This is a genomic window from Burkholderia sp. Bp9143, from assembly GCF_003853645.1.
GTDB lineage: Bacteria > Pseudomonadota > Gammaproteobacteria > Burkholderiales > Burkholderiaceae > Burkholderia.
On sequence record NZ_QTPO01000048.1, the window covers coordinates 45,432 to 67,712 of the forward strand.

The following is a 22,281-nucleotide window of genomic DNA, read 5'->3' on the forward strand; positions in this document are numbered from 1 at the left end:
GCTGCGATCCGCTATGCGCCCCCTGTGCGCATTCCGCCCGCCCGACCGGGAAACCGGGCACCGATTATCGGTGATGACGGCCGGATAAACCGCTGAATCACCCATTCACCGATAAAGATTTGCAGCGATTCGACGATCCGACGAATCGGGCGGCGCGGATTGGTCCGAGTATAACTCGCGCATTCGTCTACGCGGAAAATGTCGTGGTGCGTTGATCCGGATCAAATTGTCGCGATGGCCGATACTTGCCAATCGCCCGTAGAACGTTGCAGTGCAAGGCTATTCACCCGGAGCGGGAGCGGCGCGCATTCCACGGTCGCCGATTTTCATGCTTTAACGGTCGGCGCACCTGGAACCAGAAGTCGTGCGCTACGGATCGATTATCGATTTCAGCGTCCGCGTAAATCTGTATATGAAAACGGGCGGCCGTGATGGCCGCCCGTTTCATGAAACCGCATGCGGGAAAGCCCGCATGCGAGGGTTTACGCGCCGTGCTGTTGCGCCTTGTACGCGAGCCGGAACCGATGCAGCAGCGGCTCGGTATAACCGCTCGGCTGCGACGTGCCCTGCAGCGCCAGCGCGCACGCGGCCTTGAACGCGGTCGACTGGTCGTAGCCGGGTGCCATCGGGCGATAGTTCGGGTCGCCCGCGTTCTGCTGGTCGACGACGCGCGCCATCCGCTTGAACACCTCGAGCACGAACGCCTCGGTGATCACGCCGTGGCGCAGCCAGTTCGCGATGTGCTGGCTCGAGATGCGCAGGGTCGCGCGGTCTTCCATCAGGCCGACGTCGTGGATGTCCGGCACCTTCGAGCAGCCGACGCCCTGTTCGACCCAGCGCACGACGTAGCCGAGAATGCCCTGCGCGTTGTTCTCGACCTCGCTCAGGATCTCGCTCTCGCTCCACGCGGCGCGCTCGACGACCGGCACGGTCAGCAGCCCTTCGAGCAGCGTGTCGCGTTCGCTCGCGTACGGCGTCTTTTCGAGTTCCTGCTGGACGGCCTGCACGTCGACGAGGTGGTAGTGCAGCGCGTGCAGCGTCGCGGCGGTCGGCGACGGCACCCACGCGGTGTTCGCGCCGGCGCGCGGATGCGCGATCTTCTGCTCGAGCATCGCGTGCATCAGGTCCGGCATCGCCCACATGCCCTTGCCGATCTGGGCGCGGCCGCGCAGGCCGGCCGACAGGCCCGCGAGCACGTTGTTGCGCTCGTACGACTGGATCCACGCCGACGACTTCATGTCGCCCTTGCGGATCATCGGGCCCGCTTCCATCGCGGTATGCATCTCGTCGCCGGTGCGGTCGAGGAAGCCGGTGTTGATGAACGCGACACGCGCGGCGGCGGCCGCGATACAGGCGGCGAGGTTCACGCTGGTGCGGCGCTCCTCGTCCATGATGCCCATCTTCAGCGTGTTGCGCGGCAGGCCGTACAGATCCTCGATGCGCGCGAACAGCGTGTCGGCGAACGCGACTTCGACCGGGCCGTGCATCTTCGGCTTCACGATATAGATCGAGCCCGTGCGCGAGTTGCGCTTCGCCTTCAGGTCGTGCAGCGCGCACAGCGTCGTGACGACGCCGTCGAGGATGCCTTCCGGAATCTCGTTGCCGTCGCGGTCGAGCACCGCGCCGTTGGTCATCAGGTGGCCGACGTTGCGCACGAACAGCAGCGAGCGGCCGTGCAGCGACAGCGTGCCGCCGGCCGGCGTGGTGTACTCGCGATCGGCGTTCAGGCGGCGCGTGAAAGTCTTGCCGCCCTTCGCGACTTCCTCGACCAGCGTGCCCTGCATCAGGCCGAGCCAGTTGCGGTAGAGCTGGACCTTGTCGTCGGCGTCGACCGCCGCGACCGAATCCTCGCAGTCGATGATCGTGCTGATCGCGGCTTCGAGCACGACATCCTTCACGTTCGCGAGATCGGCGCGGCCGATGGGGGTCGACGCGTCGATCTGGATCTCGAGGTGCAGGCCGTTGTGCTTCAGCAGGACCGCGGACGGTGCGCCCGCCGCGCCCTGGTAGCCGACGAACTGCGCCGGCTGCGCGAGGTGCACGACGCCCTTGCCGGTTTCGACGGCGAGCTGGCCGTCCTCCACGCGGTAGCGCAGCGCGTCGCGGTGCGAGCCGCTCGCGAGCGGCGCCGCGTTGTCGAGCACGTTGCGCGCGTAGTCGATCACGTGCTGGCCGCGCGTCGGGTTGTAGGCCGTGGTGCGTTCGGCGCCGCCGTCCTCGGGCAGCGCGTCGGTGCCGTACAGCGCGTCGTACAGGCTGCCCCAGCGTGCGTTCGCGGCGTTCAGCGCATAGCGCGCGTTCGACAGCGGCACGACGAGCTGCGGGCCGGCCTGCGTCGCGATCTCGCTGTCGACGTTCGCGGTGGCTGCCGCGACGTTCGACGGGACCGGCACGAGGTAGCCGATTTGTTCGAGGAATGCGCGATACGCGGCATGGTCGCGTACCGGGCCGGGGTGCGCGCGATGCCACGTGTCGAGTTCCTGCTGCAGGCGGTCGCGTTCCGCGAGCAGCTCGCGGTTGCGCGGCGCGAGGTCGTGCACCAGGGCCGAGAAGCCGCTCCAGAACGCGGCCTTGTCGATACCGGTGCCGGGCAGTGCTTCGTTTTCAATGAACTGGGTCAGCGCTGGCGCGACTTGCAGTCCTGCTTGGTCGATCATCGTGATTCCTCCCGGGAATGAAAAACGCGCGCGCGGCTTGGCTGGTCATGCCACGACGCTTTGTGTGCCGGCGCGGGCGATCTGCGCATCCTGTTCGGACTTTACGCCAGACACACCGATCGCGCCCGCAATGCGGCCGTCCACCGTGACCGGCACGCCGCCTTCGAGCAACCCCGTCAGCGGCACGCTCAGAAACGCCGTGCGGCCACCGTTGATCATATCCTCATACGCCTTCGTCTCGCGACGGCCGAGTGCCGCCGCGCGCGCCTTGTCCTGCGCGATGGTGGCGCTGGCCGCCGATGCGCCGTCGAGGCGCGCGAACGCGAGCAGGTGGCCGCCGTCGTCGACGATGGCGATCGACACGGCCCAGCCGTGACGCTCGGCTTCGGCCCGGGCGGCGGCGAGCATGCGTTCGACGTCGGCGAGTTCGAGTTCGGGTTTCGTTTTCATGGGGTTCCTCCGGAATCAGCGGTCAGTTGACGAGTCGGTTGTCGACGAGCTCGATCCAGTGGCGCACGGGTGTTCGGCCCGCGCCGTTCAGGTGAGTCTGGCAGCCGACGTTGGCCGTGACAATCAGGTCCGGCCGTGCGGCTTCGAGCGCGTCGAGCTTGTTGTCGCGCAGTGTCGTCGCGAGTTCGGGTTGCGTCAGCGAATAGGTGCCGGCAGAGCCGCAGCACAGGTGGCCGTCGGCGACATTCGTCAGATCGAAGCCGAGCCGCGTCAGGATGCCTTCCACCGCGCCGCCGAGCCGCTGCGCGTGCTGCAGCGTGCACGGGCAGTGGACCGCGACGCGGCGCCGCGTCGACTCGGCCAGCGCGTCGAGCGGCTCGGCCGCGATCACTTCCGCGAGGTCGCGCGCGAGCGCGCTGACGCGCCGCGCCTTGTCCGCATAGACGGGGTCGGAGCGCAGCAGGTCACCGTATTCCTTCACGAACGCGCCGCAGCCGCTCGCCGTCAGCACGATGGCTTCCGCGCCGGCCTCGATCGCAGGCCACCACGCGTCGATGTTGCGGCGTGCGCGCGCGAGCCCGGCATCCTGCGCATTCAGGTGATATTCGGTCGCGCCGCAGCAGCCGGCTTCGCGCGCGGGCGCCACGCTGATGCCGAGCCGGTCGAGCACGCGCGCGGCGGCCGCGTTCGTGTTCGGCGACAGCGAAGGCTGCACGCAGCCTTCGAGCATCAGCACGCGTCGCGCATGGCGTACGGGCGGGCGCGGCGTGGCGGCGGGCACGGCGGCCGGGATCTTGTCCTGCAGCGTGCCGGGCAGCAGCGGGCGCAGCGTGCGGCCGGCCTTCAGCAGCGCTGCGAACGTCGCCGGTCGCGGCACCACGTGACGCAGGCCGGCGCGCAGCATGCGCTCGCGCGCCGGCCGCCGCGCGCGCTTCTCGGCTTCCGCGCGGCCGATGTCGAGCAGCGTGTGATAGCGCACGCCGGACGGACAGGTCGTCTCGCAGTTGCGGCAGGTCAGGCAGCGGTCGAGATGCTGCTGGGTGCGCTCGCCGCACGGTTCGCCTTCGAGCATTTGCTTGATGAGGTAGATGCGTCCGCGCGGCCCGTCGAGCTCGTTGCCGAGCACCTGGTAGGTCGGGCAGGTCGCATTGCAGAAGCCGCAGTGCACGCACGCGCGCAGGATGGCTTCCGCTTCGTCGGCCCGGTCGAGGGCCTTGCTGGCTTCGCTGAGATTGGTTTGCATCGGCGGTTCGGAGTCGGGTTGGCGTCAGACGTCCGCGTACAGGCGGCCGGGATTGAAGATCGCATGCGGATCGAGTTGCGCCTTCAGCTGCCGATGCACGCGCAGCAGCGCGGGCGGCAACGGCTGGAACGGCTCGGGCGTCGTGCCGGGCGTGAAGCAGGTCGCGTGGCCGCCCCACTGCGCGGCGAACCGCTGCACGTCGGCCGGTGCGGAGTCTGTTTTCAGCCAGCGCTGTGCGCCGCCCCAGTCGACGAGCAGCGCGCCGGGCAGCGCATCGAGCGGCGCGGCGGCCGGCACCGATACGCGCCACAGCGGGCGCGGGTCGTCGAAGAACGGCAGTGACAGGTCGCGCAGCCGCGCCCAGAATCCGTCGTCGCGATCGTTCATGCGCTCGCCGCCGATCGTGTCGCGCGCGGCCTTCACCGAGCCCTCGCCGCCTTCGAGCCGCACGCGCAGCACGCCGTCCGCGTGGCAGGCGCCCGCGAGCGGCAGTCCCGCGCGACGCCATCCGGCGACGCGCTGCACGGCTTCGCCCGCAGCGAGCGGCAACGCGAGATCGCCGGTCGCGCGCGGCTTGGGCAGCACCTTCAGCGACACCTCCGTCACGACGCCGAGGCAGCCGAAACTGCCCGCGAGCAGCCGCGACACGTCGTAGCCCGCGACGTTCTTCATCACTTCGCCGCCGAAGCGCAGGAGTTTCGCGTGGCCGGTGATCACGCGGCAACCGAGCACGAAGTCGCGCACCGCGCCTGCCCACGGGCGGCGCGGCCCCGATAGCGCCGCCGAGAACATGCCGCCGATCGTGGCCGCGCCGCCGAACGTCGGCGGCTCGCACGGCAGCATCTGGCCGGCCGCGTCGAGCATCGCTTCCAGTTCGGCGAGCGGCGTGCCCGCGCGCGCGGTGATGACGAGTTCGGTCGGGTCGTACGCGACGATGCCGCGGTGCGTGCGCACGTCGAGCGTGCGGCCTTCGACGGCGCGGCCGACGAAGGCCTTCGTGCCCGCGCCGCGGATGTGCAGCGGCTGGCGAGCGTGGATCGCGGCGTCGACCTGCGCGACGAGCGCCGCGCTGTCGTCGATCGATTCGGGTTCGCGTTCGCGTTGCATCAGAAGCGCTCCAGTTCGGGAAACGGCAGCTTGCCGTGGTGGACGTGCATCGCACCGAATTCGGCGCAGCGGTGCAGCGTCGGGATGTTCTTGCCGGGATTGAGCAGGCGCTGCGGATCGAACGCAGCCTTCACCGCGTGGAAGAACGTGATTTCGTCGGCGTTGAACTGCACGCACATCTGGTTGATCTTCTCGCGCCCGACGCCGTGTTCGCCGGTGATGCTGCCGCCCACCGCGACGCACAGCTCGAGGATCTTGCCGCCGAGCGCTTCCGCGCGGTCGAGCTCGCCGGGACGGTTCGCGTCGAACAGGATCAGCGGATGCATGTTGCCGTCGCCTGCGTGGAACACGTTCGCGACCGGCAGCGCGTATTCGGCGGACAGCGCGGCGATCCCTTCGAGCACGCGCGGCAGCTCGCGGCGCGGGATCGTGCCGTCCATGCAGTAGTAGTCGGGCGACATGCGGCCGACCGCCGGGAACGCATTCTTGCGGCCGGCCCAGAAGCGCTGCCGCTCGGCCTCGTCGCGCGCGACGCGGATCTCCGACGCGCCGGCGTCGCGCAGCAGCGCGGCGACGCGTTCGGCGTCTTCGTCGACATCGGTCGCCGCGCCGTCGAGTTCGCACAGCAGGATCGCCTGCGCGTCGACCGGATAGCCGGCGTGGATGAAGTCCTCGGCCGCGCGGATCGCGAGGTTGTCCATCATCTCGAGGCCGCCCGGGATCACGCCCGCGCCGATGATTCGCGCGACGGCCGCACCGGCTTCGGCGACGTCGTCGAAGCTCGCGATCAGTACCTTCACGCTCGGCGGTTTCGGCAGCAGCTTCACCGTCACTTCGGTGACGATGCCGAGCATCCCCTCGGAGCCGGTGAACAGCGCGAGCAGATCGAAGCCGGGCGCGTCGAGTGCGTCGGCGCCGAGCGTCAGCGCGTCGCCGTCGATCGTCAGGATCTCGACCTTCAGGATGTTGTGGACCGTCAGCCCGTATTTGAGGCAGTGCACGCCGCCCGCGTTTTCGGCGACGTTGCCGCCGATCGAGCACGCGATCTGCGACGACGGATCGGGCGCGTAGTAGAGACCGTAGGGGGCGGCGGCCTGCGAGATCGCGAGATTGCGCACGCCGGGCTGCACGCGCGCGATGCCGGCATCGGCGTCGATCTCGAGAATCCGGTTGAACTTCGACATCACGAGCAGGATGCCCTTTTCGAGCGGCATCGCGCCGCCCGACAGCCCGGTGCCCGCGCCGCGCGCGACGACCGGCACGCCGTGCGCGGCCGCGACGCGCAGCACCGCGCGCACCTGCTCGACCGTGTCGGGCAGCACGACCGCGAGCGGCACCGTGCGGTACGCGGCGAGCCCGTCGCATTCGAACGGCTTCAGCGCCTCGCGCTCGTGCAGCACGTCGAGGCCGGGCGCCGCCGCGTCGAGCGCGGCGACGAGCGTGTCGCGGTCGACGGTCGCCAGCGGGCCGTCGATCCGTTCGTCGTAGGTGAAACTCATCGTGTGTCTCCGTCTCCACCATGCAGGCTGCCGCGGGATGCGCGGCACGCCGGATGGACGGCATTCTTGGCGGGCGGCGGGTACGTGTCCAGACGTCGCGGATGTGGTCATACCAGTTTTTCGAGATGGGCCTGGAGGGTGGCCATGGATATGACGGAAAACCCAATCACGACAAGGGTTTGTGAGAAAATCGGCGATATCGTTCAGAAGTGGTCATACCAGTATGGAAATGCAGGATCGACAAGCGCCGGCGCGCAATGTCGCCGACGTCGTCGCCGAGCGGATCGAGCAGCTGATCGTCGACGGCGTGCTGAAGGCCGGACAGGCGCTGCCGTCCGAGCGGCGGCTCACCGAGAAGCTCGGCGTGTCGCGCACGGCTGTGCGCGAAGGGATGAAGCTGCTGCGTGCGCGCGGGATCATCGACACGACGCACGGCAAGGGTTCGTTCGTTGCGAGCCTGACCCCGCAGCGCGAAGTCTCGCCGATGATGCATCTGCTCGGTTCGCAGCCGCGCACGCTGTACGACCTGTTCGAGGTGCGCGGCATGCTCGAGACCGAAGCCGCGCGGCTTGCCGCGCTGCGCGGGACGCCCGCCGACTTCATCCTGATCAAGCGCCGCTACGAGGAAATGACGGCGGCCGATGCGCAGGATCTCGATCCGGCCGCGCGCGCGAAGCTCGACCATGCGTTCCATCTCGCGATCTGCGAGGCGTCGCATAACCCGGTGCTCGTCAATACGCTGCAGTCACTGACCGATCTGCTGCTCAGTTCCGTGTTCGCGTCGGTGAACAATCTCTATCATCGCGAGCCGCTGAAGAAGCAGATCGACCGTCAGCACGCGCGGCTCTACAACGCGGTGACCGGGCGGCTGCCCGACCAGGCACGCAAGGCCGCGAGCGAGCATATCCGGCAGTGCGTCGACTATCTGCGCGAGATCGAAGCGGAGGAGCAGCGACTCGTGCGCTCGACGCTGCGCCTCGAAGGGTGGACCTGAGCCGAATCAACCGGCGTGGCCGTTGCTGCCATGACGTGTATCAAGCATGTTGCGCTGGCCGTGCGGCCTGACAGTCGAATATGTCACAATGTGATCTATTCGATGCGTGGCCCGACACGAACCGTTTCACCTTTGCGCGACATGCGCTTCGGCTGTTAACCGTGACGCGCCGCCGATCCTTGAAGGAGGACGCTGCATGTCGATTCCGACGCGTGGCGACGGGCCCGAGGCCCGCGCCGTCCAGATCCTGCATCGCCCTGTCTGCGACCTGCTCGGCTGTGTATGGCCGATCGTGCTCGCGGGCATGGGCGGCGTCGCGCGGGCGGAGCTCGCGAGTGCGGTGAGCGCGGCCGGCGGGTTCGGCTTTCTCGGGATGGTGCGTGAGCCGGTCACGTTGATCCGGCGCGAAGTCGCATTAGTTCGCGCGGCCACCGAGCGGCCGTTCGGCGTGAACCTGATTCCCGCGTCTACGCCGGCCGAACTGCTTGATGCGCAGATCGATGCGTGTATCGAATTGCGCGTGCCGGTCGTTGCGCTGTTCTGGGACGTGATGCCGGGCGTCGTGCGGCGTCTGCGCGATGCGGGTGTGCGGGTGGTTCATCAGGTCGGGTCGCTCGACGATGCGCATGCGGCGGAGGCTGCTGGTGCGCAGGCGTTGATCGTTCAGGGGCGCGAGGCGGGTGGCCACGTGCGTGGTGATCGGCCGCTGGCCGAGTTGCTGCCTGAAGTGGTTCACGCGACGCGGTTGCCGGTGCTCGCGGCGGGCGGGATCGTCGACGGCACGGACGTGGCCGCCGCGATGGCGCTCGGCGCGCAGGGCGCGGTGATGGGCACGGCGTTCATCGCGACGCACGAGTCGTTCGCGCATGCGTATCACCAGCAGCGGATCGTCGATGCGCGTGACGGCGACACGCTGCTGACCGACATTTTTCACATCAACTGGCCGCGCGGCGCGCGTGTGCGTGTGCTGCCGTCGAGTGTCACGCGTGGCGAGCGGGGTGATCCGTTCGGTGACGAGCGCGTGGTGATCGGTGACGAGGAAGGGCGGCCGATCTACCTGTTCAGTACCGACTCGCCGCTGCGCACGATGACCGGTGATTTCGAGGCGATGGCGTTGTATGCGGGCACGGGGGCAGGGCGGATCGGCGCGATCGAGTCAGCGGGCGATGTGCTGCGCCGGATCGTGCTCGATGCGGCGGCGATCGTCGAGAAAGGGGCTGGCGCTTCAGCGGCGGGCGAGATGGATGAGAATCGTACGGCGTTGCTCGCGGCGCTCGATGAACTGCTGGAGGCGGAGCGCGCGGGCGCACGCGTCGCGTCGGAGACGGCTGCCGAGGTCAACGACGATCCCGAACTGCATCGGTTGATCGCGCATATCCGCCAGGACGAGGCGCATTGGTGCAGCGTGCTCGTCGATGCGATTCGCACGCTCGGCGCGACGCCGACGCGTGCGACCGGTTCGTTCTATGAAAAGGCGATGGCGATCGACGATCTGGCTCAGCGGATGGCGTTCTTGAACCGCGGCCAGAGGTGGGTCGTGCGCAAGCTGCAGGCACTGCTGCCGACGCTCGCGGATCCGGATATTCACCACGCGCTGTCGCTGATGCTGGTCGCGCATGAGAAGAATATCGGGGCGGTGGATGTGCGGTTGAGGGAGGGTGGGGTGGGCGACGCATAGTCGGGCCTGCGAGACATCCAGCGTCCGACCCGGCGGGAGAACCGAAAGGCGGGAAACCACGACGGCAGTCCGGCTACGCTTGCCGGCGATGGCGTCAGCCGTCGAACGGCGCCAGCTCGTAACTCGTGCTCCGGCCGCCGGACAACGAACGACGCAGCACACCGTGCGAGACGAGTTCGCCGATATCGCGCAGCGCCGTATCTTGCGAGCACTTTGCGAGGGCTGCCCATTTGGTGGTCGTCAGCTTTCCTTCGAAGCCGTCGAGCAAGCGGTTCATGACCTTGGCCTGGCGTTCGTTCATCGCGAGGCCCGCATATCGTTGCCAGAAGCGCGCCTTGACCAGGACCGCATCGAGCGTCGTGTGCGCGTGATCGACGGCCCGCCCCAGGGTGTTCAGAAACCACGCGAGCCATTCGGTGACGTCGAGCGAACCGCGCTGCGTACGCTCCAGCACGTCGTAGTACGCGTTGCGTTCGCGCTGGATTTGCGCCGACAGGCTATAGAAACGTTGTGGACTCCGATCGGCGCGCGCCAGCACCAGATCCCCGAGCGCGCGCGCGATACGGCCGTTGCCGTCGTCGAACGGGTGGAGCGTGACGAACCACAGGTGGGCCAGGCCGGCCCGGATCAGCAAAGGTTCGGCCGGCGACGCATTGAGCCATGCGAGAAAGCGGTGGATCTCGCTGGTCAGGCGCGAGGCGGGCGGTGCTTCGAAATGCACGCGCTGCCGGCCGATCGGTCCGGACACCACCTGCATCGGCCCGCTCGCGTCCGTACGCCATGCGCCGACCGTGATTCGCGACATCCCCGAATAGCCGGTCGGGAAGAGAGCGGCATGCCACCCGCACAAGCGGCTTTCGGTGACCGGCGCCGCGGAATGGGTCGTCGCATCCAGCACCATGTCGACCACGCCCTCGACGTGGCGATCGATTGGCGCCAGCGCACCGATATCGACACCAAGCCGGCGCGCAATCGACGATCGAACCGATGCGACGTTCAGGCTTTCGCCCTCGATGGCACTGGTCTTGACGACGTCCTCCGTCAGCGCGGCCAGGCTGGCCTCGCCGCGCAGCGACAGGCCGATATCCGCCAATCGCCCGACCAGCATGCCTTGCGCACGGCTGACGTCGGCGAGTGGCGCGGCGAGTGTCGGGAGGTCGAAGCGCCATGCAGGCCAGTCGGCCGACTCCCAGATGAAGGTGTAATCTCCGCTCATGATGCGGAGATTATCCCACCGATTCACCGCGCGATTCAATATTCACCGCAAATTATGCGGAGAATAGCCGCTCTATTCACCGCACCGTCAAACCCGGCGGAACCAAAAAAAGCCCGCCGAAGCGGGCAATCCTCTCGATGAAGAGGGGGAGATCCGAATCCGCAGGACCGCGCCGGCTCAACCTTTCGTCGCCCCGAACGTCAGCCCCGCGACGAAATGCTTCTGCATCGCGAAGAACATCGCGACCGACGGCAGCGCGGCGAGAATCGACCCGGCCGACACGAGGTTCCAGGAAGTGGTCCATTGCCCCTTCAGCGCCGCGACGCCCGCGGTGATCGGCGCGGCCTCATCGCCTTGCGTGAGACACAGCGCCCAGAAGTAATCGTTCCACACGAACGTGAACACGAGGATCGCAAGCGCCGCCAGCGCAGGCCGGATCAGCGGCAAGACGATCCGCCAGAACACCGTCCACTCACCCGCGCCCTCGATCCGCGCCGCCTCGATCAACTCGAACGGCAACTGCTTGATGAAGTTCCGCAGAAACAGCGTGCAGAACCCCGTCTGAAACGCGACGTGAAAGAGAATCAACGCCTCGACCGTATTGAACACCCCGAGCCTGAGCGACAAATCACGAACGGGAATCATCAACACCTGCACCGGCACGAAGTTCCCCGCGACGAACGTGCCGAACAACGCGGCATTCCCGCGAAACCGGTAAGTCGCCAGCGCGAACCCGGCCATCGCCGCCAGCGCGATCGACCCGAGCACCGACGGCACCGTGATCTGCACGCTGTTCCAGAAGTAATGCAGCATCGGTGACGTGGTCAGCGCGTCGCGATAGTTCTCGATCATCGAGAAGTGCCTCGGCCAGCCCCAGTAGTGACCTTCGACCAGTTCCTCGGTCGAGCGCACCGACGTGACGAACACCGCGATCATCGGCAGCAGCCAGATCACGAGCGCGACGGGCAGCGACAGCTTGTACAGCCGGCGCGATACCGGCTTCCAGTGGGCAACGGGTGTCGGAAACATGATCGATGAATCCCCGGTAGGTCACTGCTCGTTGCGCAGCAGGCGGCGCAACTGGAACACGATGTAGACGAGCATGATCGCGAACAGCACGACCGCGATCGACGCGGAATAGCCGAGCCGGTAGTACTTGATCGCCTGGTCGTACATGTAATACGCGAGCACGGTCGAACTCTCGAACGGGCCGCCGCCCGTCATCACGGAGATCAGGTCGAAGCTGCGCAGCGCGCCGATCACCGTGACGACGATCGCCATGAACGTGGTCGGCCGCAGTTGCGGCAGCACGACGTGCCACAGCAGCGCGAAGCCGCGCGCGCCTTCCATCCGCGCCGCTTCGATCTGCTCCGGGTTCACCGACGTGAGGCCGGTCAGGTACAGGATCATGCAGTACGCGGTCTGCGGCCACAGCGCGGCGAACACGATGCCGAACGTCGCGTAGCGCGCATCGCCGAGCACCGGGATCCCGTGTCCGGCGATCAGCGCGAGCAGCCCGAAGGTCGGATCGTAGAACCACGAGAAGATCAAACCGACGACCACGCCCGACAACACGAACGGCGCGAAAAACAGCGACTTCACGAGCCGGATGCCGGCGACAGCCTGGTTCAGGTACAGCGCGAGCGCGAGGCCGAGCGGCGGCGCGAGCATGAACAGCGCGAGCCAGATCACGTTGTTGCGCAGCGCGGTGTAGAAGGTCGGCGCGTGCAGTAGCTCCGCGTAGTTCGCGAGACCGACGAACGTGCGCTCGGTCATCCCGTCCCAGTTGCAGAGGCTCAGCCACAGCGTCGACAGGATCGGCCAGATCACATAGACGGCAACCATTGCGCACGCGGGCGCAAGAAAGAGCCACGCGGCACGCCGTTGCCGCCGCACGGCCGGCGACGGGCGGCGCGCGGGCAGCGCAGAGGCGGCGGATGCGCCGCGCGGTGGCGGCGCGGCGCCAGCGCCGGCGGGCGGGGTGGACGTGATCGGACGGGACACGGCAAGCCTCCTGGGCGGACGCGGCGGCGCAAGGCCGCCGCAGGGGTCACGCGGTTACTTCTTGTAGATCCGCTTGCGGGTCTGCTCGAGTTGCGCAAGCACGGTATCGAGCTGCGCCGGATTCGCGACGAACTGCTGCATCCCCTTCATCCCTTCGTCGGCCATTTCCTTCGTCATGTCGCGGTCGTAGAACTGCGCGACGCCGCCCTTCGTGTCGGCGAGGATCCGGAAGCCGATCCGCGAGATCGGATCGGCCGGCTCCGGCGACTTGCTGTTGGCCGACAGCGAGCCGAGCCCTTCCGCGAGCTTCGCGCCCATCTCGGGCGTTTCGACGAACGCGAGGAACGTGTGCGCGTCGGCCTTGTTCTTCGCCTTGGTCGGGATGTGCAGCGATTCGACCGGGCCGTCCTCGGCGGTCGGCACCTTCGGGTCGATGATCGGGAAGCGGTAATAGCCCATTTCCTGCTTCACGTTCGGCGGAAAGCCCGCGGCGATGAAGGTGCCCATCAGCATCATCGCGGCCTTGCCCTGGAACAGGAACGGCTGCGCGCCGTCGAGATCGTAGGACAGCGCGTTGTCGATGAAGTAGCCCGCATCGATCAGCGATTTCCACGTCGTGTAGACCTTCTTCACGCGCGGGTCGGTGTACGGCACGTCGCCGGCCATCAGTTGCTGGTGGAACGCGTTGCCGTTCAGCCGCAGGTCGAGATAGTCGAACCAGCCGGCGAGCGTCCACGCGTCGCGGCCGCCGACCGCGATCGGCGTGATGCCGGCGGCCTTCAGCTTCTTGCACGCATCGAGAAACTGGTCCCAGGTCTTCGGCTCGTCGGCGATGCCGACCTTGCTGAACAGGTCCTTGCGGTAGAACAGCCCCCACGAGTAATAGACGGTCGGCGCCGCGTACTGCTTGCCGTTGTACGACGACGCATCGCGCGTCGACGCGTACATCGCGCCCCAGCCGTTCTTCGTCCAGTCGCCGCTCAGGTCCTCGAACAGCCCGCGCTTCGCGTAGTACGCCATCCGCTCGCCCGCGTGCCAGTTCACCACGTCGGGCGCGACGGTCGTGAGCCACGCGGGGAGCTGCACCTTGTACGCTTCCTCGTCGACGAAGGTGGGCTTCACGTCGATGTCGGGATGGGCCTTGTGGAACGCTTCGAGCGTCGACTGCCAGACCGCGCGCTGGCTGGCGCCCTTGAACGCGATGTTGATCGTCAGCGTGCCCGCGTCGGCCGGCGCCGCGGCGCCGAACGAAGCGAACGCGATGGCGGCGGCGGTCGCAAGCCGGGCGGCGACGCGAAGGGGGCGATGTGTCATGTGTGTCTCCATTCCTGTGTGTCGTTGTGCGTGACCGGCGCGTCGCGGCGCCGGGGGCGGTTGCTACGAACGGCTTCGATACACGGCGACGCCTTGCGGCTCGACCTGCGCGGCGCCGACCACGAACGCGGACGGCGGCACCGCATCGATCGTATGCGGCGTGCCGCCGTAGTTGAATACGTAGGTGAGGCCGCCGCGCCGGCTCACGCGCACGCCGTCGCCGAGCGGCGACGGTGTCAGGCCGGCGTCGGCCGCGACGTCGGCGAACAGGCGCGCGGTGGTCGCGTCGTCGAACAGCGCGGCCCAGTAGTGCAGGGCGCCGTGCGACACGCAGGCCGGATGACCGTCGGCGAAGCGCGCACGCACGACGCTGCGTGCGTCGTCGTGCAGTTCGACGAGGTCGCGCCAGTGACGTGCGTCGCCGGTGAGCGGCGAGCCGTCGCGCAACGTGCCGTCGATCCGTTCGGTCACGTTCGGCCGCAGCGATTCGACGCGCCACACGCGCATCGGCAGGATCGACGCGAGGGGGCCGGGCGGCAGCGCGGGCGGAATCTGCAGGTCGGCGGTCTTCGAGCCGGTGCGCGGGCCGAACACCGCATGCGCGCCCGCTGCGGCGAGCCGTGCCGCGAAGTCGTCCGGCACGACCGGCAGCGGCGGCACGACGACGAGCCGGTAGCCGTCGAGCGGCGCGTGCGCGGAAACGATGTCGACGTCGAGGCCGAGCGAGCGCAGTGCCGAGTAGTACTCGAACGCGAAACGCGGGTAGTGGAAATCGGCGCCTTGCGGCTGCACTTCGAACAGCCACTTCGCTTCATAGTCGAACACCAGCGCGACGGGCGCGCGCACCGGGCCGTTCGCGTCGGCATCGGCGCCGGCGTCGAGCACGGCCGCGATCTCGTGCGCGACGCGCTGCGCTTCGCGGCCGCCTTCGTCGAGCTTGTCGTCCGGCGTGTGCAGGCCCGCGTGCATCTGCTCCTGCGCGAACGGCGCCTGCCGCCAGCGGAAGTACGACACGCAGCCGGCGCCGTGCGCGAACGCTTCCCAACTCCACAGGCGCACCATGCCCGGCAGCGGCGCGGGGTTCCACTGCGCCCAGTTCACCGGCCCCGGCTGCTGCTCCATCACCCAGAACGGCAGCTTCGACATTCCGCGATAGAGGTCGTGATTGAACGACGCGAAATCCGGATGGCCGGTGCGCAGCCAGCGCGCCTTCACGTCGGGCGCGAACCATTGCTCCTCGAGCGCGCCGAGCGGATAGCTGTCCCACGTCGCGATGTCGAGGTCGCGCGCGACTTCGTAGTGGTCGAACTCGGTGAAGAGCTGCATGAAGTTGTGCGCGACGGGGCGGCCCGGCGAATGCGCGCGGATCACGTCGACCTGCATCCGGTGATACCGCGCGACTTCGTCCGACGCGAAGCGCCGGTAGTCGAGGCGGTGCGACGGATGCGCTTCGGTCACGGTGCCGACCGGCGCGTCGACTTCGTCGAAATGCCGGTACTCCATGCTCCAGAACACGGTGCCCCATGCGCGGTTCAGCGCGTCGATCGTGCCGTAGCGCGCCTTCAGCCATTCACGAAAGCGCACGAGCGCGGCCGGCGAGTAGCTGACGACCGTCTGGTGGCAGCCGAGCTCGTTGTCGGTCTGCCAGTAGCGCACGGCCGGGTGGCGGCCGTAGCGTTCGGCGACCGCCGTGCAGATGCGGCGCGACGCTTCCAGGTAGGTCGGCGACGAGAAGTCGTAGTGGCGGCGCGACCCGAACTTGCGCGGCCGGCCGTCCGCGCCGATCGCTAGGATGTCGGGGTGACGGTCGACGAGCCACTTCGGCGGCGTCGCGGTCGGCGTGCACATCACGATCTCGAGGCCGGCCGCGCCGAGCAGGTCGACCGCGCGGTCGAGCCAGCCCCAGTCGTATTCGCCCGGCGACGGCTCGATGCGGCTCCATGCGAATTCGGCGATCCGCACCTGTGCGATGCCGAGTGCCTTCATCCGGCGGGCGTCGTCCGCCCACATCGATTCCGGCCAGTGTTCCGGGTAATAGCAGACTCCGAGGCGCATGCCGATCCTTATGCGTAATGGTGGACGGGAACGTCGGCACACGCGGGCACCGCGCGACCGTCTTCGGTGAAGAGGTGACAGGCCGCGGCCGGCGCATGCGCATGCACGCGCTCGCCGCCGCGCACGGCCGCATCGCCGGGTACCTTCGCGATCAGCGGCGTGCCGCCGGGCTGGTCGAGGTGCACGTAGGTCTGCTCGCCGAGGCGTTCGACGAGCGCGACGTCGCGCGCGAGCGTCGTCGCGTCGTGCGCGGCGCCGAGCGTCAGGTGTTCGGGGCGGATGCCGAGCGTGACGGCCGCGCCCGGCGCGAGTGCGGAGCCGTCGCGCGGCAGCGTGAAGGTTTCGCCGGACGGCACGACGGTGACGGTCGTGTGCCGCGCGTCGCACGCGGCGACGACGGCCGGCAGGAAATTCATTCGCGGCGAGCCGATGAAGCCGGCGACGAAGCGGCTGGCGGGATGGTGATAGAGGTCGAGCGGCGCGCCGACCTGCGCGATGCTGCCATGCCGCGCGGTGTCGGCACCGGCGTGCAGCAGCACGATCTTGTCGGCGAGCGTCATCGCCTCGGTCTGGTCGTGCGTCACGTAGACGACGCTCGCGCGTTCGAACTGCCGGTGCAGCTTCGCGATCTCGATGCGGGTCTGGCCGCGCAGCGCCGCGTCGAGGTTCGACAGCGGTTCGTCGAACAGGAACACACCGGGCTCGCGCACGATCGCACGGCCGATCGCGACGCGCTGACGCTGGCCGCCGGACAGCGCCTTCGGCTTGCGCTCGAGCAGCGTGTCGAGCTGCAGGATCCGCGCGGCGTCGCGGACCTTCCGGTCGATCTCGGCCTTCGGCACGCGCGCGAGCTTCAGCCCGAACGCCATGTTCTCGTAGACCGTCATGTGCGGAAACAGCGCGTAGCTCTGGAACACCATCGCGACGCCGCGTTCGGCGGCCGGCACGTCGTCGACGCGGCGGCCGTCGATCGACAGCTCGCCGTCGCTCAGGTCCTCGAGGCCCGCGATCATCCGCAGCAGGGTCGACTTGCCGCAGCCGGACGGACCGAGGAACACGCAGAACTCGTGCGCGCCGATCTCCAGATCGACGTCACGAATGACCGGCGCGTGCTCGCCATAGGCTTTCTGCACGCGCCGCATCGAGATGCTCGCCATTGTCTCCGCTCCATGTTTTAATGCGCCTTCATCGATGCTTAAGCGCTTAATCATCGCGATCAAAAAAAGAGCCGATAGCGATCGCGGCCGAGTCGCGCCCGTCGGTCGGGCGGCAGGGTGTGCGGCGATAGTGCGCCGCTTCGGTGAGCGAAGCAAATACTGGATCAACGTCTCATATAGTGGGTAAGCCATGGCGACACTCGATGAAGTGGCCCGCCGCGCCGGCGTGACGGCCGCGACGGTCTCGAACGTGCTGCGGAATCGCGGCCGGGTCGGCGAAGCCACCCGCGCGCGGGTACTAGATGCCGTGCAGGCGCTCGGCTACCGGCCGCATCTCGCGGCGCGGGCGCTGGCGGAAGGGCGGGCGCCGACGGTCGCGCTGATGGTGTCGAGCATCGCGAACCCGTTCTATCCGGAGTTCGCGCTCGCGGTCGAGCGCGCGGTGCGCCGCAACGGCCAGTTCCTGATCGTCTGCAATACGAACGAAGATCCGTTGCAGGGGCGCGCGTATCTCGACCAGATCGCCGGCACGATTTCCGAGGGCATCCTCGTGACCAATGCGAACCTGCATTTGCCGGACCTGGTCGACGTCGCGCGGCGCGGCGTGCCGGTCGTGCTGTGTCTGTGGGAGCGGCCCGATGCACCGCCCGAAGGGTTGCCGTGCGTGGCGGTGGATTTTCGCGAGGCGGGGCGGATTGCGACGCGGCATCTGATCGAGCTCGGGCATCGCGAGATCGGCGTGATCGTCGGCGGGTCGGCAAACGGCGTGCAGGCCGCGCGCTACGACGGCTTCGTCGATGTGATGCGCGAAGCCGGGCTGGACGCGTCGCGTGTCGGCGCCGGGCACGATTCGATCGAAGGTGGCGTGCGCGCGGCGGGGCAACTGCTGAACGCGCATCCTGGACTGACCGCGCTGGTCGCGACGAACGACCTGCCCGCGATCGGCGCGCTGCACGCGGCGGCCGATCGCGGCCGGCGCGTGCCCGACGACCTGTCGATCGTCGGCATCACCGATATTCACCTGGCGAGCGATACGCGGCCCACGTTGACGACCGTCGCGATCCCGACGGCCGAGGCGGCGCGGCTCGCGGTCGAACTACTCAACGCATTGCGTGAGGCGGGCGGTCAGATCGACGATGCGTCGCGCGTGCGGACGGCGTCGGCGCCGCGGCTGGTGGTGCGGGGGACGACGGGTAAGGCACCGGTGGCTTAGCGCGCGTGGGTGGCCGTGCGTGGCCACACCGGGCGTGACGAGGTTTGCCGGCCCGGGGGCGCAACCCACGAAGCGACGAACGGGATCGACCACCGACCACCGGCCGCTGGACGGAACCGGAGCCCGACGCGGAGCGGCTGGCCGCCCCGGTCGCGTTCGACGGGCCGCATCACGATACGCGTCGCCGAATCGAGATGCGCGGCGACCAGCGAGGCCGGATTGGCCGCGGCCTCACTCGCCTTCGACCAGCCGCATCACGATGCGTCGCGCCGATTCGAGATGCGCGGCGACCAGCGAGGCCGGATTGGCCGCGGCCTCACCCGCGTTCGACGAGCCGCGTCACGATGCGTCGTGCCGATTCGAGATGCGCGACCGTCATCGCGCGGGCGCCGCGTGCATTGCGTTCGCGGCATGCCAGCAGGATCTCTTCGTGCTCGACCTGGAACGACGGCGTATCCGCGAGCAACGTGGTTTGCAGCCGCTCGTACCGCTCGACCTGGCTGCGCAGTTCCGAGATCGCCTTCAACTGCCGCTCATTGGCGCAGCACGAATACAGCAACGCATGGAATTCACGGTTCAACTCGCCTTGCCGGCGCGGCACGCTCGATTCACCGAGCAGTCGATGCACGAGTTCGGCGCGCGCGAGCGTTTCGTCGTCGAGCCGCTTCACGCTGCGGTAGATCGCGTCGCCTTCGAGCAGCGCGCGCATGTCGTAGATTTCCTGCACGTCGGACGCGCCCAGCATCCGCACGACCGCGCCGCGATTGCGGAAGATGTCCAGCAACCCTTCGCGCTCCAGGCGCTGGATCGCCTCGCGCATCGGAATCCGGCTGATGCCGAAGTGCTCGGCGAGGTCGCGCTCGACGAGCCGCTCGCCGGCCTGCAACTCGCCGTTGATGATCATTTCCCGCAGCGAGGCGGCCACCGCGTCCGCCGTGGAATCGAGTCTGGCTTCCATGCCGTTGAGTCCTCATTTTGGAATAATGGTATACCAAATGGCCTTCCGGTGCCACAATGGCGGCCTCACGATTCCGATCACACAGGAGAGCGAGATGGCGCATGGCGAACACAAGTACCGCGTGGCAGTGGAGTGGACCGGCAACCGGGGAACCGGCACGTCGGGGTATCGCGAATACGGCCGCGATCACGTGATCCGCGCGGGTTCGAAGCCGGACATTCCGGGCTCGTCGGACGCGGCGTTTCGCGGCGATGCGGCGCGCTGGAATCCGGAAGACCTGCTGCTGGCGTCGGCATCGGCGTGCCACAAGCTCTGGTATCTGCATCTGTGTTCCGATGCGGGCATCCGCGTGCTCGCGTATGTCGACGACGCGGAAGGGACGATGCTCGACACCATCGAGCCGGGGCGTTTCACCGAAATCGTGCTGCATCCGCGCGTGACGATTCGCGCGGGCGACGATCGCGAGCTGGCCGAGCGGCTGCATCATGACGCGCATGCGAAGTGCTATGTTGCGAACTCCGTCAATTTCCCGATCCGGTGCGAGCCGGTGATCGAGGTCGCGGCCGCGTGACGCGCGCCAGGGAGAAGACGTGCAAATAATCAATTGTTATTAGGCAGGGCCCGCGTCAAATTATTGGTTGTATGGGGTGGCGCTAGGTCGTCTAGTGCTACCCACTGGTGTTACTTCTGGCTGTCGATAGCGGCCTTTTTTGTTGGAAAAGCCGGAGCTGACAATTAAATAAATATCGATTATCTCGAAAATCGGCGGTGTGTGAAAATTATAACAATAGTCAGGTGGCGTTGAGAGTGAGAGGTATTCTGTAGATAAATGTGCTGAGGTGAGGTTTGGGTATTCGGCTTGCAAGAACAGCAGCCCGTGAGTGAAACTCAAATCTAACCTAGATCCTTTGTTCGATTTTTGGAGAGCACATGTCAGAGTTACTGTCCTACTACGAAATAAACAAGATGCTTTGGCGATGGCGAAAACAGGACGGCGCGCGCATCGTGGATGACGCCAAGCTCTCGATGGACGCAGCCCCGCCATTGCCCCCAGAGCCGCCCAAACCACCGGCACCCAAACCGGCTCCGGCACCCAAGCGGGATTCGCTGGACAAGATGGCCGACGACTTCGAAAGGATTGGTAACGCTTTTTCACGATTCAAGAGATGGCTGGATACCCCCGATCCGCCAAAGCCCAAACCTCCGCTCAAAGTCGAACCGACCATTCCCCCCTTCGACATTCAAGAAATTCCGGACGCTATGCGCCGGGAAATGATGCCGGTCGGCGCAAAGCTGATGGAGCGATGGTTTGCTGGCAGGCTCAATTATTCAACCAGTTCGGATGATCAAAAACATGCGATTGACCAGAACGGGAAGCCGTATGCGGATGACATGTACGACTACTCAATCGTCAAGTTAGACTGGGTTTTGAAGCACCGGAGAGCGAAAGAAAAGTATGACCAGCTAATTGAGGCCGGCATTTATTCGACCGATGAACTCAAAATATTAAGGGAGAGCTTGTCCGCATACTACGATCACTACGGCTTCTTTAGAACGGCGGAAGTTTTTAAAGATGACGTGAGGATGACGCACGAACTGTTCCAGTTTCAACGGGCAACGGTTGACGGGGGCTTGGCGGATAAAATAAAGTCGTTCATGTACTTCACCGAAGAAAACAAGGGGGTGCCGGATGATTTATTTGCCGCTCTCGGAAGTTTCAACATCTGCGCGGCAGTTGCGCAAGCCAACTTCTACATTGACGAACGCAGCCGGAGTAGATGCGTTGACATAATTGGCATTTTTGTTTATGTAAAAGATGGATACACATTTGAGGCTGATGCGGGTAAGCCATCGCAATACTTGGGTCATTGGGGCGAAAACGGAATCATTGTAGTTCCATACTCGTTTGTCAGTTCGCGAGATTCTCGAATCCCGCAACTTAATTATCCGGTGGCCGTCGGAGACGTAAGGAAAAAAGAAACCTTTATTATCCGGTTCGCAACAATGACTTCCGGGAGTGGCAAAAAAAGCATAAGCGGGGCGGGGACTTCATTATTTTTTCAGATAATAAATTTGTTCGTCTCGATAAGCCAATCCGGGTGTTCCTATGAGTCGGTGCAAAATAATACTACTTGTCGCCCTGGGTGCGTGGGCTTGTTACATGTGGGGGGTTGACCGAAGCCCTATGGGGGAGGACTGCCAAAAGTCAATCTCCCCTGACAAAAAATACTATGCCACGATGTGCTTTATCACTCATGAGACATTTAGTGAGCAGCCGTTTAACATCATAGACTATGTATTTGTCGCCAGACTTTACGACAACAAAGACAATAAACTTTTGGCAATAACAACTTTTGACTCACCGGTTCCAGACTTTATCTGGGGGAAGGATTACCTACTGCTTCAAAGGGGAGACGGCGATGGATCGGAATTTACTTTGCCACCATCCCTAATGGATAGGATTTTGGCGAACCGCCCACGGTTAGTCCCACTCAGACAAACTTGGTCCAAATACGAGCGGATAGACTAATCGGGGTGTTCCTATGGACGGGATTCGACCGCCTGTATCAGACGGCCATAGCTCGGCTGGGTGTGTGTCGTGAGCCTTTCGAGCACGATGGACCTTGGGCGGTGTTCAGTGTGCAGGATGATGCGTGGATAGTCGACCATGAACAATCGTGAGCGCCTTATGTGGCGTGGTTCCGAACGCCAAATGAGGTTGTGAGAATTGCAGGG

Annotated in this window: 16 protein-coding genes and 2 pseudogenes; 6 read left to right on the forward strand and 12 right to left on the reverse strand. The window is 66.3% G+C overall.

The features are described from left to right. Positions 1-482 precede the first annotated feature (482 nt). From DIE23_RS29900 to glcD, 5 genes are read right to left on the reverse strand one after another with little or no spacing between them, the layout of a single operon-like run. Positions 483-2,657 (reverse strand): malate synthase G, encoded by a 2,175-nt coding sequence (locus DIE23_RS29900; RefSeq protein ID WP_124615403.1) that lies wholly within the window; start codon positions 2,655-2,657, stop codon positions 483-485. A gap of 45 nt (positions 2,658-2,702) precedes the next feature. Continuing rightward, positions 2,703-3,107: a heme-binding protein gene (locus DIE23_RS29905; RefSeq protein ID WP_124615404.1), complete on the reverse strand. Its 405-nt coding sequence runs from the start codon at positions 3,105-3,107 to the stop codon at positions 2,703-2,705. A gap of 22 nt (positions 3,108-3,129) precedes the next feature. Then, positions 3,130-4,350 carry a glycolate oxidase subunit GlcF gene (glcF, locus tag DIE23_RS29910; protein WP_124615405.1) on the reverse strand — a complete coding sequence of 407 codons (1,221 nt, stop codon included), beginning with the start codon at positions 4,348-4,350 and terminating at the stop codon, positions 3,130-3,132. A 24-nt stretch (positions 4,351-4,374) separates the two neighbouring features. Continuing rightward, a complete protein-coding gene (gene glcE / locus DIE23_RS29915) occupies positions 4,375-5,457 on the reverse strand; it encodes a glycolate oxidase subunit GlcE (RefSeq protein WP_124615406.1) in 1,083 nt (360 codons plus the stop codon). Continuing rightward, complete coding sequence (gene glcD, locus DIE23_RS29920; protein ID WP_124615407.1) at positions 5,457-6,956, reverse strand: glycolate oxidase subunit GlcD; 1,500 nt, start codon at positions 6,954-6,956, stop codon at positions 5,457-5,459. Before glcD ends, glcE begins: the two co-directional genes overlap by 1 nt. Before the next feature lie 223 nt (positions 6,957-7,179). On the opposite strand from glcD, the gene glcC reads away from it, so the two are divergent. Both glcC and DIE23_RS29930 read left to right on the forward strand, forming a co-directional pair. Next, a complete protein-coding gene (glcC, locus tag DIE23_RS29925) occupies positions 7,180-7,950 on the forward strand; it encodes a transcriptional regulator GlcC (RefSeq protein ID WP_124615408.1) in 771 nt (256 codons plus the stop codon). Between the two features lie 196 nt (positions 7,951-8,146). After that, positions 8,147-9,628, forward strand: a complete 1,482-nt coding sequence (locus DIE23_RS29930; protein WP_124615409.1) for a nitronate monooxygenase — start codon at positions 8,147-8,149, stop codon at positions 9,626-9,628. Between the two features lie 94 nt (positions 9,629-9,722). Here DIE23_RS29930 and DIE23_RS29935 read toward each other — a convergent pair whose 3' ends face one another. The 6 genes from DIE23_RS29935 to DIE23_RS29960 form a co-directional block, all read right to left on the reverse strand. Beyond that, positions 9,723-10,844: a Fic family protein gene (locus DIE23_RS29935; protein ID WP_221623367.1), complete on the reverse strand. Its 1,122-nt coding sequence runs from the start codon at positions 10,842-10,844 to the stop codon at positions 9,723-9,725. Between the two features lie 177 nt (positions 10,845-11,021). Beyond that, positions 11,022-11,873 (reverse strand): carbohydrate ABC transporter permease, encoded by an 852-nt coding sequence (locus DIE23_RS29940; protein WP_039318652.1) that lies wholly within the window; start codon positions 11,871-11,873, stop codon positions 11,022-11,024. Between the two features lie 21 nt (positions 11,874-11,894). Further along, positions 11,895-12,848, reverse strand: a complete 954-nt coding sequence (locus DIE23_RS29945; RefSeq protein WP_124615410.1) for a carbohydrate ABC transporter permease — start codon at positions 12,846-12,848, stop codon at positions 11,895-11,897. Between the two features lie 54 nt (positions 12,849-12,902). After that, positions 12,903-14,162 (reverse strand): ABC transporter substrate-binding protein, encoded by a 1,260-nt coding sequence (locus DIE23_RS29950; protein ID WP_124615411.1) that lies wholly within the window; start codon positions 14,160-14,162, stop codon positions 12,903-12,905. Between the two features lie 63 nt (positions 14,163-14,225). Beyond that, positions 14,226-16,217 carry a beta-galactosidase gene (locus tag DIE23_RS29955; protein ID WP_124615412.1) on the reverse strand — a complete coding sequence of 664 codons (1,992 nt, stop codon included), beginning with the start codon at positions 16,215-16,217 and terminating at the stop codon, positions 14,226-14,228. 8 nt (positions 16,218-16,225) lie between these two features. Further along, positions 16,226-17,374, reverse strand: a complete 1,149-nt coding sequence (locus DIE23_RS29960; RefSeq protein WP_124615413.1) for an ABC transporter ATP-binding protein — start codon at positions 17,372-17,374, stop codon at positions 16,226-16,228. A gap of 190 nt (positions 17,375-17,564) precedes the next feature. On the opposite strand from DIE23_RS29960, the gene DIE23_RS29965 reads away from it, so the two are divergent. Continuing rightward, on the forward strand, positions 17,565-18,587 hold the full coding sequence (locus DIE23_RS29965; RefSeq protein ID WP_124615414.1) for a LacI family DNA-binding transcriptional regulator: 1,023 nt from the start codon (positions 17,565-17,567) through the stop codon (positions 18,585-18,587). Positions 18,588-18,903: 316 nt separating this feature from the next. Here DIE23_RS29965 and DIE23_RS29970 read toward each other — a convergent pair whose 3' ends face one another. Next, positions 18,904-19,545 (reverse strand): GntR family transcriptional regulator, encoded by a 642-nt coding sequence (locus tag DIE23_RS29970; RefSeq protein ID WP_124615415.1) that lies wholly within the window; start codon positions 19,543-19,545, stop codon positions 18,904-18,906. A 94-nt stretch (positions 19,546-19,639) separates the two neighbouring features. On the opposite strand from DIE23_RS29970, the gene DIE23_RS29975 reads away from it, so the two are divergent. From DIE23_RS29975 to DIE23_RS40890, 3 genes and pseudogenes are all read left to right on the forward strand, one after another. Then, positions 19,640-20,116, forward strand: coding sequence for an OsmC family protein (locus DIE23_RS29975; protein ID WP_124615416.1), 477 nt, complete (start codon positions 19,640-19,642; stop codon positions 20,114-20,116). Between the two features lie 704 nt (positions 20,117-20,820). Continuing rightward, a pseudogene (locus DIE23_RS40885) lies at positions 20,821-21,450 on the forward strand (DUF6402 family protein); the annotation flags it as partial. Positions 21,451-21,575: 125 nt separating this feature from the next. After that, a pseudogene (locus tag DIE23_RS40890) lies at positions 21,576-21,656 on the forward strand (DUF6402 family protein); the annotation flags it as partial. Positions 21,657-22,281: the final 625 nt, after the last annotated feature.

What these genes read in the sequence shown, in the direction of transcription:
- glcC (WP_124615408.1), top strand. Translation starts at nt 7,180, where the DNA reads ATGGAAATGCAGGATCGACAAGCGCCGGCGCGCAATGTCGCCGACGTC.
- DIE23_RS29940 (WP_039318652.1), bottom strand. Translation starts at nt 11,873, where the DNA reads ATGTTTCCGACACCCGTTGCCCACTGGAAGCCGGTATCGCGCCGGCTG.
- glcF (WP_124615405.1), bottom strand. Translation starts at nt 4,350, where the DNA reads ATGCAAACCAATCTCAGCGAAGCCAGCAAGGCCCTCGACCGGGCCGAC.
- glcE (WP_124615406.1), bottom strand. Translation starts at nt 5,457, where the DNA reads ATGCAACGCGAACGCGAACCCGAATCGATCGACGACAGCGCGGCGCTC.
- DIE23_RS29950 (WP_124615411.1), bottom strand. Translation starts at nt 14,162, where the DNA reads ATGACACATCGCCCCCTTCGCGTCGCCGCCCGGCTTGCGACCGCCGCC.
- DIE23_RS29965 (WP_124615414.1), top strand. Translation starts at nt 17,565, where the DNA reads ATGGCGACACTCGATGAAGTGGCCCGCCGCGCCGGCGTGACGGCCGCG.
- DIE23_RS29905 (WP_124615404.1), bottom strand. Translation starts at nt 3,107, where the DNA reads ATGAAAACGAAACCCGAACTCGAACTCGCCGACGTCGAACGCATGCTC.
- DIE23_RS29955 (WP_124615412.1), bottom strand. Translation starts at nt 16,217, where the DNA reads ATGCGCCTCGGAGTCTGCTATTACCCGGAACACTGGCCGGAATCGATG.
- DIE23_RS29930 (WP_124615409.1), top strand. Translation starts at nt 8,147, where the DNA reads ATGTCGATTCCGACGCGTGGCGACGGGCCCGAGGCCCGCGCCGTCCAG.
- DIE23_RS29900 (WP_124615403.1), bottom strand. Translation starts at nt 2,657, where the DNA reads ATGATCGACCAAGCAGGACTGCAAGTCGCGCCAGCGCTGACCCAGTTC.
- DIE23_RS29960 (WP_124615413.1), bottom strand. Translation starts at nt 17,374, where the DNA reads ATGGCGAGCATCTCGATGCGGCGCGTGCAGAAAGCCTATGGCGAGCAC.
- DIE23_RS29970 (WP_124615415.1), bottom strand. Translation starts at nt 19,545, where the DNA reads ATGGAAGCCAGACTCGATTCCACGGCGGACGCGGTGGCCGCCTCGCTG.
- DIE23_RS29935 (WP_221623367.1), bottom strand. Translation starts at nt 10,844, where the DNA reads ATGAGCGGAGATTACACCTTCATCTGGGAGTCGGCCGACTGGCCTGCA.
- DIE23_RS29975 (WP_124615416.1), top strand. Translation starts at nt 19,640, where the DNA reads ATGGCGCATGGCGAACACAAGTACCGCGTGGCAGTGGAGTGGACCGGC.
- glcD (WP_124615407.1), bottom strand. Translation starts at nt 6,956, where the DNA reads ATGAGTTTCACCTACGACGAACGGATCGACGGCCCGCTGGCGACCGTC.